The organism is Paenibacillus sp. FW101-FHT12H11 (genome assembly GCF_058790355.1).
On the sequence record NZ_JBYTCO010000009.1, the window covers coordinates 189,353 to 202,877 of the forward strand.

The 13,525-nt window shown below is 48.7% G+C and carries 9 protein-coding genes; 1 reads left to right on the plus strand and 8 read right to left on the minus strand.

Annotation, left to right across the window (positions count from 1 at the left end):
* Nucleotides 1–144: 144 nt before the first annotated feature.
* The 8 genes from AC3WTJ_RS26950 to AC3WTJ_RS26985 form a co-directional block, all read right to left on the minus strand.
* Nucleotides 145–4,167 carry an S-layer homology domain-containing protein gene (locus AC3WTJ_RS26950; RefSeq protein ID WP_492524440.1) on the minus strand — a complete coding sequence of 1,341 codons (4,023 nt, stop codon included), beginning with the start codon at nt 4,165–4,167 and terminating at the stop codon, nt 145–147.
* A gap of 176 nt (nt 4,168–4,343) precedes the next feature.
* Nucleotides 4,344–4,586 (minus strand): hypothetical protein, encoded by a 243-nt coding sequence (locus tag AC3WTJ_RS26955; RefSeq protein WP_157319590.1) that lies wholly within the window; start codon nt 4,584–4,586, stop codon nt 4,344–4,346.
* Nucleotides 4,587–4,642: 56 nt separating this feature from the next.
* Nucleotides 4,643–6,697 carry a molybdopterin oxidoreductase family protein gene (locus AC3WTJ_RS26960; protein ID WP_492524441.1) on the minus strand — a complete coding sequence of 685 codons (2,055 nt, stop codon included), beginning with the start codon at nt 6,695–6,697 and terminating at the stop codon, nt 4,643–4,645.
* A 114-nt stretch (nt 6,698–6,811) separates the two neighbouring features.
* Nucleotides 6,812–7,588 (minus strand): C40 family peptidase, encoded by a 777-nt coding sequence (locus AC3WTJ_RS26965; protein WP_492524442.1) that lies wholly within the window; start codon nt 7,586–7,588, stop codon nt 6,812–6,814.
* A 363-nt stretch (nt 7,589–7,951) separates the two neighbouring features.
* On the minus strand, nt 7,952–8,836 hold the full coding sequence (sdaAA, locus tag AC3WTJ_RS26970) for an L-serine ammonia-lyase, iron-sulfur-dependent, subunit alpha (RefSeq protein WP_492524443.1): 885 nt from the start codon (nt 8,834–8,836) through the stop codon (nt 7,952–7,954).
* 1 nt (nt 8,837) lies between these two features.
* Nucleotides 8,838–9,515 carry an L-serine ammonia-lyase, iron-sulfur-dependent subunit beta gene (gene sdaAB / locus AC3WTJ_RS26975; protein WP_407872982.1) on the minus strand — a complete coding sequence of 226 codons (678 nt, stop codon included), beginning with the start codon at nt 9,513–9,515 and terminating at the stop codon, nt 8,838–8,840.
* Between the two features lie 213 nt (nt 9,516–9,728).
* Nucleotides 9,729–10,571, minus strand: coding sequence for an ABC transporter ATP-binding protein (locus tag AC3WTJ_RS26980; RefSeq protein ID WP_157319593.1), 843 nt, complete (start codon nt 10,569–10,571; stop codon nt 9,729–9,731).
* Between the two features lie 360 nt (nt 10,572–10,931).
* On the minus strand, nt 10,932–12,947 hold the full coding sequence (locus AC3WTJ_RS26985; RefSeq protein ID WP_492524444.1) for a helix-turn-helix domain-containing protein: 2,016 nt from the start codon (nt 12,945–12,947) through the stop codon (nt 10,932–10,934).
* Nucleotides 12,948–13,089: 142 nt separating this feature from the next.
* Between AC3WTJ_RS26985 and AC3WTJ_RS26990 the strand changes: the two genes are divergently transcribed.
* Nucleotides 13,090–13,503, plus strand: coding sequence for a hypothetical protein (locus tag AC3WTJ_RS26990; RefSeq protein WP_492524445.1), 414 nt, complete (start codon nt 13,090–13,092; stop codon nt 13,501–13,503).
* Nucleotides 13,504–13,525: the final 22 nt, after the last annotated feature.

Sequence of the window (13,525 nt, forward strand, 5' to 3'; positions counted from 1 at the left end):
TTCTTACCCCTTGTAACTTCTGCAAAAACCAGGATATTCCCTTTTTTAACCATTGGATTTTTCTGGATAACTGCCATCAAATAAAAAAACTATGACGGAAGCACTTCAGTCGAAGCCTTCCGTCATAGCTTATTTAACTTTGCGTTAATTTGTAAAAGTCAGTACTTGCAGTAACCGAAGCAGCATGACAGCGCTTTGCGCCCGTGTAGCTTCCCTATCGGGATCAAATGAAGATGAGCTTGTGCCTTCCATTAGCTTTAACTTTCCAAGGTGATCGATCGCCTCTTGCGCCCATGGCTGAATTTGCTTTTGATCTTCATAGGAAGGCGCCTCCCCTTGGGCTTTTTGCTCGTTGTACCCCGCTGCCAGTAAAGCGCGACTCATCATAACCGCCATTTCCTGGCGGGAGATCGTTTGTTCCGGACGGAACGTCCCGTCCTCGTAGCCAGTAATAATGCCTGCTTTCACAGCGGCGTTTACAGCATTGTTGTACCATTCTTTAGCGTTCATGTCTTTAAAAGAAGTGTCATCCCCTGATGACTTGATGCCCAGTGTCCGTACAATCATTGCTGCTAATTCTGCGCGGGTAACGGGTTGATCCGGACGGAACTCCTCTTTGGAAATGCCTTGGACGAGCCATTTGTTGGCCATTTGCTCAATTTCGTTCTTCGCCCAGTGTGTGGCTGTATCCCCGAAGGAGACCTGATCTTCGATCAGTATAAACGTGCCGTTTGCACGACCGTAAATGGTAACTTCCCCTGCTTGAACGGTAAATGGAACCGGCTCATAGCTGACATTGCCATTAGCATCTAATACAACCCTGACGGCAGCCAAGTTACGCTCAGCAAGTGTTCCATTCTCTACTTTCAGCGTATATGGCACATACTGATTGAAGTCATGGATGTCTACCGATTGACCATCGCTCAGAACTGCTTTCATGGCGAAATCCATCGAAGTCACAACTTGAAGTCCGGCAGCTTGGGCTTGGGCCGAAGCGGAATCGTTGGTGGTGATAGCAACCTGAAGCGTCGAGAATTGTTCTGAAAGCAGCTGCCTTACAGGGAGCTTGAGGCCTCCTATTGACGAATCGATCCTCACCGATGGCACTTCAAGCAGCTTATTAAGCGCGGATTGCGTCAAGTTGACCTGCACCTGCTCCGTGCTGCCGGGTGTCTCTACCGCAAGTGTGACTGGTCCGCCCCCTTGTGCTTTGGTGATCGCCTCAAGCGCCTGTGTATCTACCGAAGCTGTAACTATCGTTTTGCCGTTTACTTCCGACACTTCAGTCCCTAACTTAGCGGAAGGTGTTGAAATCGGGCCTCCAGGCGCGGAGCTGTAAGGAGATGCGCCTTTGTCTTCCCTGCCGTTTGTGTTTTGCGTTGTCGTAGAAGGCCAAACTTCCGTCGCCGTCACGCCGCTCGCTTTCAAATAATTCGTACCTGGATTATCTAAAATATTTTTGATAACAGAAATGTTCGTACCCTTCTGGAGCTGAATTCCATTCGTGTTTCCAGTGATGGTATTGCCTATGATTTGTACGTCTTGAGGGTCACCAGCGCCGACACCCCCGGCATTTTGATCCCCGTTGTCGTGTTCAAGCAAAATCCCCCAGAAACCGGAAGCCGTGTTGTTGCGAATGATGTTATTTTCGATGCGTGTTCCTGGCCCGTTTAAAATGTTGATCCCTACACCATTGTTGACAGTCGTTGTATTTTCAATGATGTTATGTTCAATCCGTGTATCCGGAGTGCCCATGGTGACGACAATTCCTTCACGCGCATTGCGGATCACATTGTCATGAATGTAGTTTTGAGGTCCTGTTCTACTATGATTGCTTGGAGCCGTCCCGCCAGTATTCCCAAGCCCTACGCCGCCGCCGGTAAAAATATCCTCAACGGTATTGCCATAAACTTCGTTCAAATATTCCAACTCACCATGGAGATCAATCGCGTCCAGCTTTGTGTTCTTATAGTGATTGTTTCGCAGTACGTTGTTATGCGCTACGTTTTGAATGAGGGATCCATGACGTAGATACGGCCCTTCAAACGTGGAATCTTCCACTACGTTCCAATACGTATCGTTATCAAAACCGAGCCTATCGACCTTCGGCATCCCTTGAATGGACGTACCATATCCGGCACCGCCGCCGCCTAAGTCCGTTGCATTGCGGAAAGTCGCATGACGCACCACGACATCGTGACTGTTTTCAATGCGAATGGCCATACGCCGAAAACGCTCCACAGTGACATGATCAACGGTGACATGATAGGAGGGATCCTCGCCATAATTGGCGATAGCAATCATGCTGTCAGGCCCTCCGGCAGCCGGATTATTGATCACATGATCCAATGAAAAGGCACGATTCCACGTGGAAGTAACAGTCAGATTTGAAATCAAAATATCATGTTGACTCGATGATTTCAGCACAGAACTATTTTTAACATCATCAATGCTTGATTTCAAAATCGTTTGCGACTCGCTTTCCCCCCGCAGGTTGACGCCTGACTTCAGTTTTAAATTGATAAATCCATCCGGGGATGTCATTAAGTTATAAACACCATTCGGAATGAACACCTCGTCGCCGGCTGTAGCGGCATCTATCGCGTTTTGGATGGCAATGCGGTCATCTTGGGCATTATCCGCCGGGTCTGCGCCAAAGCTCAGCACGTTAAGTGCAGCGCCGGTTACCTGATGAGGCGAGTGCACGGCATGTGCAGACCCATCTGGATTCGTTAATCCCGGCTTTGTAAAAGGGAGCGTCCCTGACGGCGCTGTTGGCGTAATATTGGGGACAATCGCTACCGGTGTATCACCTGAAGGGAACGGTGGATAGATCATAACTTCCGTTAAGCTTGTGAACGTACTGCCATCGGAGTTCCCGTGTCCAATGATGCGAACGAAGCGAGCTTGTGTATCCGGGATATCAAAAGCTTGCATATCTACCGTATTCGGACGGCTGTTTCCAGTGAATACATTCGTCCAGGTTTGCGCATCGTTTGATGTTTGAATATCTATGAGCGTGGTCCGCAGATCGCCTTTGTAAAAAGCAATGCCCACGTAGCCAATGTTCTTCGGCTGCCCTAAATCAAACATCACATATTGCCCGTCACCTGATGCTGACCAGCGGCTGAACAAGTTGTTATCGAGCGTGTTGCTCTCAACGTTTCCATCGCTGCTGCTTGCATTGACTTCTACGACTTGCAGAGGTGTAACTGGAGCAGACAATGTCGTTACGTTGTAGGTAAGAGGTGTCAGCGAGTAATTGCCTACCGCATCTCCTGCGTAAACGCTATATGTAACGCTTGTATTCGGAGTTAACCCTTGAACGGTGTATGTATTCCCTGTCACATTGCTTAGCAGCACATCATTCTGATAAAGCTTATAGTTCGATACCGCACTATCATCGATGGCTGCCGGCCAGGTTAATTGAACAAAGTCCATGCCCAAATTAATTGATTTTAAGGCTGCATTTTGACCCCATATTGGCGGGGTAGTATCGCTTTGAACAACACGCCGTACCAAGAGCTGTGGCTCAGGGTTGGAGGCTGAAGTGTTCTCTTTCGAATATACGTTAACGGAATTGGTTGAATTTGAAGCAATAATGAAAGAAACATTCTGGCCGGAGAGATGCTGCCTTACATAATCCGTCACGTCTACGGTGTATAAAATCGGTTTAGCTGAATTAGCCTGATTCACAATAAATTGCCCTAATGGATTCATGGCTGATAAATCTGTCTGAGGAGCATTATTCCAGGTTATCGTTGATTCTTGCCATGAATTATTCAATAGACCATACACTTGAAGGGCGGTGTCGGTGTCGCTGCTGCCTTTTTTCGCAGACACTTGCAAATAATATTTGTATGTACTATCAGATACGGTAGACACATCAAACTTGAAGTAAACCTCTGTCTTTTTCGAGGAGCTGGTTGAAAGGCTGTATAATCCTAACGTCGAACTCCCCAAATTCGTTCTGTTGTCGTAGTTCGTATCCGCTACCTCAGGCTTAGTGCTATCTATAACGATAGCAGCATCTGCACTGGTTGGGAGAGAAGTAACATCTACCTCAACATCCGCTGCTCTGCCTGCCGCAGGAACGAGGAGTAAAGAAAAGACCATGGAGAACAGTACCAACAAAGCTAGTTTTTTTTGTAAAAAACGTATTTTCATGTAGATATGCTCCTTATTCAGTTTAGTCTCGCATTAATGTAAGCGTATACAATTAGCCGCGATTCCATCATATTACCCGCTTTTTGACAACTTTTATTGTCATTTATTTAGGTGCAGGAGGGATATTATTGGAAAATATTAAAAAACCGACCCCACAGGGTCGGTTTCTACATCCATTAATACATCGGCTTCGCTTGGTACAACAATTGCGGCTGCGGGCATTGCGGGAAAGGGTAAATATCCCGAATTTGGCTGAAGGCATAGTGCTTCGTAGCAAATTGCGTATGGTATAAGTATTCGATCAGGTAAATTGACCCGCCTTGCACACTGCACAGAATTCCTGAAGTACCGGTACCGTCCATTAGGGATACACCTACTGGACTGCCTATCCAAGCATATGCTTTTTGCTGTAATGACATAGGCCATCACCTCCTGCATTACTTTATGCGGGAATGTGCCCATACGTTCAGCCAGCTCACTTGCTGAGTTTTTCCACACGCACACGACCGGAGAAAAAGGTTGCCCCTCCGCCCATATCCGCCACACGATCCGGCGTAAGCGCATTAACCAAGGCTTTGCTGCCATTCCCAGACGAATCCGCCCAGAGGCCTTGGCTCACTACGACACCTGGCAGCACATCCGAGCCCGCCGCTACCGTTAACTCACATTCACCGCGAGCATTCCATACGCGAACCATTTCGCCACTCGATACCCCCAAAGAGGCGGCATCCGCTTCATTCATGTGCAGCTTCGGCGTTTTTTCCATGCGGACATGCTTTTCATTATGAGCAAACGTCGAATTCAGAAAGTTATGATTCGGCGCAGGGATAAACAGGAACGGCAAATCCCCTTCATCGGGAAGCGGAATGTACGTCGGCAAAGCCGGATAGCCCCTCTCCGCCATCTCACGGGAGAAAAGTTCGATTTTACCGCTCGGCGTCCGTAACTGTCCAGGAAACAGCGGCTTCACTTCCGCTTTCATGAACAGGTTCTCCAGCAGGCTCTCATAGGTAATATTCGCTAACGCCGGATTTCCGGGGTGGTCCAAAGCTTGGCGTACCAAATCCGCATCGCTATCCTGCAAAGCCTCATCCTCATAGCCCATCTCCGCTGCAAGCAGACGAAACACATCGACATTCGCTTTGCTCTCGCCATAAGGCCGAGCGACAGGGAGTTGAAGATGCACGTAATGATGCCAATAGGAACGATAAAAGTCCGTATTCTCAAAAGATGAAGTTGCCGGTAGCACGATATCAGCGTATTTAGCCGTCTCGGTCAGAAACAGATCATGCACAACCGTAAACAAATCGTCTCGCTGAAGCCCCTCTCTCACTTTATTCGCATGGGGGGCAACTAACGCCGGATTGGAATTGTAAACGTACAGAGAACGAATTGGCGGATCTAGCTCCAACAACGCGCTGCCAAGCAAATTCATATTAATTTGCCGCGCCTCTTTTACCCTCAGATCAGGCCGCTGTAAGGCGGGAATATTGTGCTCCAAATAGGCGCCGTTTCCTTTTATAGCGCCGCCTCCACGCTGCAGCCACTGTCCCGTTAATGCCGGTAAGCAGGCAATGGTCCTCACACACATTCCGCCGTTATCGTGATGCTGAATCCCGTTGCCAATACGAATAAAAGAAGGCGAAGTTTGACCATATAGTCTAGCCAAGCGATAGAGGTCTTGGACAGGGACTCCTGTTATGGCAGATACCACTGAAGGTTCATACTGGCGAACATGCTCCCTCAACTCCTCATGGCCAACGGTATATTGCCGCAAAAAAGCTTCATCCACGCTATCTTCGGCGAACAATATATGCATAATTCCCAGTGCCAACGCGGCATCCGTTCCCGGCATAATCGGGATAAACCAATCCGCCCAACGGCCTGTTTGGTTCTTGTGAGCGTCGATGACGACGATTTGCGCACCGTTTTTACGGGCTTTCTCAGCCAACATCACCTGATGCATATTCGTGCTGACAGCATTGATCCCCCACATAATGATGAGTTTGGCATGCACCGTATCCTCTGGATCGGTTCCAAAGCTGCCGCCCATCGTATATTTATAGCCTTCAGTTCCTGCGGCTTCACAAATCGAGTACAGCAAACGGCTTGCACCCATCCGGTTAAAAAACCGGCGATCCATCCCCTCGGTCCCAATCCGCCCCATATTGCCGTAAAAGCTGTATGGCAGAATGGACTCAGCGCCTTCCTCTGCGATCAGCTTTTTCCAGCGGGTTGTGATGGTTGCGATCGCTTCCTCCCAGGATATGCGTTCAAATCGGCTCCCCTCCCCTTTTGGACCGACGCGCTTCATAGGGTACTGCAGCCTTTTATCATCATAAAGTCTTGCCGTCATATTGCGAACTTTATTGCAAATTGCCCCTTGTGTCACCGGGTGGTTGGGGTCTCCTTCTATTTTAACGATCTTGCCGGCTTCCTTATGAAGCAGCAATCCGCATTGATCTGGACAATCCAGTGAGCATACGGCTGGAAAAATGCCATTCTCCTGCTCAATCATCGACGAGTGCATGTGCTATTAGCTCCTTTCCGTCACTTCAACTTCTTTACTATATAACGAATTAAAAGGAAGGGAAACAATGGCGCATGAAAATGCCCCACTACACGGCTTAGTGGGGCACTACGCTTAGTCCAGGACTGAGCCTCCTAAAACAAAACGATATTGCAGATGCTTAAAAAACATATGGTCAATCCGCACGCCGCCTGTTTTTTTGGAAGCGGAATGAATGATTTTCCCATCCCCTAAATAAATGCCCATATGGCTGATCGGCTTCTGTGAAGGGTCGAGATTGGCATAATCGGAAGGGTGATTGCCCATGAAATTCGTAAAAAACAGCAAATCCCCGCGTTTTGCCTGCTTGAGATCGGTGTATTTCCGTTTGGATAGAGCTTCGACATAAGCAGCCTGGTTCTTCGCATCCCAGGGCAAATCCATCCCGAGCGCAGTCAGATAGACCCAACGCGTGAAATCCGAGCAGTCAAAAGATTGCGGGTCCAACCGGTCCGACCCATATACATAGGGGGTTCCGAGGTAGCTTTTGGCCGTCTCGATTACGTTCTCGACGTAACCTCCTTTTTTCGGGACGATGCCCGGACTGGGAAAAGCCTGGATCAAAGGAAAGCCGTTTGGCAGAAGCGCTTGCTTCTTATTCTCTGCTGCAAGGCTCTTTACTTGATTCGAAGATGAGGCAGAGGCATAGAGCTGCTCTACGCCTAAATCGCCGATGTACAGCTCCGCATCGCTGCTGGTCAGATTCCAATCCGACATCCGGTTATCCGTCTCCCGTTCGGACGTCAGTTGCACCTGGTCCCCCGTGCCCAGCTGCTTAATCCTTGATGGGTGAGAGCACCCGGTAAGTGTGAGCGCGGAGGCTAACACGATGCTTATTGCAAATATGCGCATGTTCAAACTCCTTGGCATGTGATCCTGTTAGGATGCCAAATTTTCGGGAGAATAAACTTGGGGCGGGTGAAGGCTGCCGTATGTTGTATTTAGTGCAACATTATAGACAGTTTGTAGGGGAACCGAGCCACTCCACTGTACAAAATGCAATGAAAATGCTTGATTTGTGCTGAAACGGCAGCTTTCGCGGACAAATGGTTGCATAAAGTACAATGGGGCTGACTTCAGGCTTGAGATTCGGTACAAATGGTTGTATAAAATACAACCTGAACGGACTTGCTGGAGCGGGGTCCAGATGCGATGGAGCCTAACAGGCCCCATAATAAAAAAGCCGCAGGAATCATCCCCCTGCGGACCTTATTTCTATCGCTTTTTGCCCAAATTAAGCTCTTTCATAATTTGTTTGCCTGTCGGCGTCTGAGCCAGGCCGCCTTTGGCCGTCTCGCGATGCTTCTCGGGCATCGCGGTGCCCACCTCGTACATCACCTGCACGACTTCGTCGGAGGGGATGACGGAACGGACGCCCGCCAGCGCCATATCAGCCGCGGCCATGGCATTCACGGCACCGAAGCCGTTGCGGACGATGCACGGAATCTCGACCAGTCCGCCGACTGGGTCGCAGATGAGCCCTAGCGTGTTCTTCAGCGCTAGTCCCACCGCATGCATCGCCTGCTCAGGCGTACCGCCGCGAAGCTCAACAAGCGCTCCCGCGGCCATGCCGATCGCGGAGCCTACCTCAGCCTGGCAGCCGCCTTCCGCGCCAGAAACAAAAGAGTTGTTCGCGATTACATAACCAATCGCGCCTGCACTCAGCAATCCCCGGACCATGTGATCATCATCCCAGCCGAACCGCTGCTGGCTGCTGATGAAAACGCCGGGGATAATGCCGCAAGAGCCAGCCGTTGGCGTAGCAATAATGCGTCCCATGGAAGCATTCACTTCGGACACGGCTAACGCGTATGCCATTGCCTTGCAAGCTTCCTCACCGAGGGAGGCTTCTGTCGTCATCATATAGCTGGCAACACGCTGAGCGTCCTTGCCTGTCAATCCGCTGCGGGAGGTTGTATCTTCCGTCAGTCCTTTGGCCACGGCTTCTTTCATGATTTGATAGTAAGCCCTCATTTTTTCAAACACGTATTCCGGCGTCTTGCCCGATTCTTGGCTTTGATCGGCCAGCATGACTTCCGCAATCGTCATTCCTTCTACAGCGCATACTTCAGTGAGTTGTTTTAATGTTCGGAATCTCAAGTTATTCGCCTCTTTCTGCGAGATCCACTCTTTTGATATCAAATATCATGCTTAAGGAGCCGAGCTCCTCGATCAGGGCATCCGGAACGGAGACGTCAGTTTCAATGACGGTCATCGCCTCTCGGTCCCTGCCTTTCCGATCCAAATCCATGAATCCGATATTGATCTGGTTACGTCCCAGCAAGGTGGTAATGTCTGCGATCATCCCCGGCCGGTCGTGATGAGAAATAATTAACGTAGGGTATACCGCGGTAAATTTCACATCGAATTGATTCACATTTACAATTTCAACGTTCCCGCCACCGATGGATGCCCCAATCATACTCACTTCTTTGCTCCCGGAGGAAATCGTAAATTTGACCGTATTCGGATGATCGGCCTTATCTTTACTTGTGAGGAAGGCAATCTCCACGCCCCGGGCTTCCGCCTCTTCGGCCGCCTCCGGAATCCGCGGATCATCTGTTTCAAAATCGAGCAAGCCGCCAATCAGCGCCAAGTCGGTACCATGCCCCCGGTATGTATCCGCAAAAGACCCGTATAAGGTAATTTCAGCTTTCGTTGGCTGCTCACCGAGCAGCTGCCTGACAACACGCCCTAGACGGACGGCTCCCGCTGTATGGGAGCTGGAAGGACCTATCATGGAAGGTCCGATGATGGAAAACACATCTTTAAAGCGCATCATGCAGTTCCCCAATCCTAAGAAGTTAAAGCTTTATACTACTATTGTATGAAGTGCTTCTGCGAATGACAAGGTCTAATATCTTGTCCTTATTTTCCCAAAATGCTCCGGTCTCATTCTTCGGTGACGGCAACTGTGAGTGTGAGTGCAACAAGAAAAGCCTCTACCCACGCAAAAGCGTTCAATAGAGACTTTGATTACTTATGTAGAGGCTTAAACAACCAACGCAGCTTCTGCCAGGTTGCTGGAGACTTGCTCCTGCTCATTAACTTTCCTGCCCTTGCCAAATGGGATGCAAAGCGGCGTACCAAACAGCGGATCCTCAATAATTTGGCAATCCATATTAAATACGGTACGAATCGTATCCTCGGTAATAATATCTTCCGGCTTCCCTTGGATGGCAATCTTCTTGTTATGAATAGCCACGATGTGATGCGCATAGCGACAAGCCAGATTAATGTCATGCAGAACCATGACGATGCTGCGCTGCTGCTCGACATTCAATTCAAATAACAAGTCAAGCACTTCAACTTGGTGTGACATATCCAAATAAGTAGTCGGCTCGTCGAGTAAAATCGTATCCGTTCCCTGTGCCAACGTCATCGCAATCCAAGCTCGTTGTCGCTGTCCACCTGATAAAGAATCCACCGTACGATCCGCATATTGCTGCATATTCGTAGCTTTCAGGGCTTTCGTCACCATCTCTTCATCTTCTGCGGACCACTGCTGCAACCACGTCTGGTAGGGATATCTCCCTTGCTTGACGAGTTGGAGCACCGTTAAACCTTCCGGAGCAACCGGCCCTTGTGGCAGAATGGACAAACGCTTCGCAATTTCCTTCGTAGGAAGCTTGGCGATGGCTTGCCCGTCTAACAAAATGCTGCCATTGGTAGGCTTCAGCAACCTGGCCAACGAACGAAGTAACGTTGATTTACCGCAACCATTGCTGCCGATAAACACGGTGATCTTCCCCTTAGGAATCGCAATATCCAAATCTTCATAGATACTGTTATCTCCATAAGTTAACGTTAAATGTTGGGCCTCGATGGCGTGCATCGGTCATCAATCCTTCCTTGGCTATATGATCAAACGAAATTGTATATATTCATCTAGGTATGTGAGGTCAGTAGAATTCAAACTTTATTTATTTAGTGTATAGTTGATGAAAACCATTGTCAATGATTTTGAGAATCATTTTCAACAAAATTCAATATGCAAGCGCCAATTTCATCCATTCCGTGAATAGACGTCTCCTCCACTACTTGATGAATCCCATTTTTCGGCACAAAAAAAGAGACTTCCCCAGGTCATTTATGACCATTTGAGAAAGCCTTGTAGTTCCTATGCATAAAGCAGCATACGCACCGCAGCACGAAGGGTATCTAACAAACCCGCTTAGCTAAAGGAGGCTTAATTTTACACCGCGCCTTTGCCGCTGCTGATCAGCTTCTGTACAGCCTGAGTGCGGTTTCTTACCTCCAGCTTCTGAAAAATCGCCGTAAGGTGTTTCTTGATTGTAATCTCGCTTAAAAAAAGCTGCTTGGCAATTTCGGCGTTCGTCATGCCTTGCATTAACAAATCGGAGATTTTGCGCTGTATGTCCGTTAACGGTACGAACGGAGACTCTACAGGCGGTTCATTCTCAATGAACTCAGTCATCCCGAGTTTCAGCATCATTTTCCGCAAATAGGCATGCAGCTTGTGCCCTCTCGTATCCGTTGTGAAGGTATGCGTTGGCGTCACCTGATCGTAATCGTAATGGACTACGGGCGACATTTCGCAACCCAGCCGGTGATGAATTTCTGTAGAAAACGGAATCGGAGGCGGAGATCCGGCAACAAACCCGCCGGTAAGCAGCAGTGTGATGAAGAAATGTCCCGTGTCCGCTAACAAGCTCATATCGTCATAGTTCAATACGTCAATTGTTTGTATGTAGTATCCCGCAGGTGTTTCGGATGGCCGTGCAAATTCATCCAACTGTTCCTGAGGCACGCTGCGAAAATATGCCGACGAAAGCGGCTTGTTCAATAGATAATTAATGGTTGAGCTATTGATCGGAATGACCGCTGTTAAACCGACAACTTCCCCTCGCGGCTTACGCAGCAGACGGACGGTGCCTGGTCCCAAACCAGCAAGCTCCCGCAAATGCACGTGTTGGAGATTAAACAGATTTTGCTCACGCGTGATAACGAACTCTCCCGTTTGATTCGTGGCGCTGTCGACATAAGGAATTCGGTACCCTTGGGCCTCCTCGTAACGGCGTTGGATATAACGTTCCGCATCCGCAAAATTCGCTTCGTCCATAACCTCAAAATAGTTGCTAGCTGCATCTTGATTGAAAAACTGCAGAATCAGCTCATCCCCGAAATAGTGGAAGAAATCACTGGCTTCGAGCGAAATATCGTCGTTCTTCCCAATACTCCGAATCGTTCGATGATAATAATACATCATGCATTTGCGCCTTAGAGTCGCATAATAGTCAGGCGACCTTGCGCTAAGTTCTTGGCTGAAAGCCGTGCGAACCAAATCATGCAGCAGCCATCCCCGCTTCACTCTTCTGACGAACGATAACTCGGTAAGCAGCTGGAATTGTTCCGCGGTGACCGGCTCTTCTAACACATGAGCAAGTATCTCCTGATTAAAATGCTTTAATACGGAAGCCGCTTCCACCATTCTACGCAGGGCGGGCTGAGAAACCTCTTTTAACCACTGCTTCGTAATTAAGGGCAGCACTTCAACTTCCTGCAGGTGAATGAGTTCTCGTAGGGAGGACGTTTGCGCCGTTAGGGAGAGCGTCAGCGGATGCCCTTTCGTTTGGTTCCAAATCCAGTGAATTGTATTTTCATCCAGGATAGATAAGTTATGTAAGTAGGTTTTCACATCCGAAAACGATAGATCCGAGAGCGGCATCTGCATCGTACACTGTCTCCATGTAGAGGACAATTTCCATGCGCCCTGCAGCGCATAACGGCCTGAAATCACCATACAAATAGAGGGATGCAGCTCTTTGATCAAATGCTCCCGAAGCCAGTGATCAAGCTCCGCCATTTCTTCGTACGTATCGAAGGTTAAGAGTAACCTATGCTCTGCCGCTGCTCGATTCAGAATTCCAATGCATTCCATTGTGGAGATGGGTTGATCCGGTGTCGAGACGGAGACGTGCTTGCCGACAAGTCGCTCTAACAACTGAACCATATGATGGCATAAAGAGGAGGGGGTATGTACGATATCACGGCTGTCCAGCGAAATCACGTGAACATTGCGTTCAGCTGCAAGCTGCCGAAACTCATCGAGCAGAAAGCTTTTGCCAATTCCGCCTGTGCCGTATAGGTTCAGCAATCTTTTCTCCGGGTAAGTCCTCTGCAAAAAAGCGTTAAACATCTGTAATTCCCGCTGTCTGCCCACGACCAATCTGCCGTTTATTTCCGCCATCGTTCCTCACCCATTTAATGTTCGGATTTTTATACGAAGGTATCATACCAAAATATACCATAGGATAGTAGTGCCAATATTCCTATTGAGCTATCGTTAGTACACATGCACCTGAGTGCGGAGTTTAGGAGGAATAAGTGCGATGAAACACATATGGAAAAACGTGATGGTCATGCTATGCGTCAGCCTGCTTACATTTGTAATTGCTTGCGGCAAGAAGGCGCCCGCTTCCACAGAAGCCTCCACCAAGGCATTCAGTGACATCCCGAAAAACATTCAGATCCTCATTCTGGATGGAGCGAGCAGCATTGAAGCTTCCCAGGCTGATGGCCGCGACACCATCGACTATGTGATGAAGCAAGATGTGAAGGAAACCGCCGAGCTGTCGCGCAAAAGGTTCAAAGAGCAAGGTTTTACCATGGATGAAGTACCTGCCGAGGGAGCATTTCTTTTTTCAGGGAGCAACGGTACGCTCGGTGTTGAATATACCGTCTCCAGACTAGTGGGAGGTAAGGGCGAAACATCCGTCCATATCTCGTATAAGGTGATTAAATAATTAACCATTGGTGGAGGAGAGT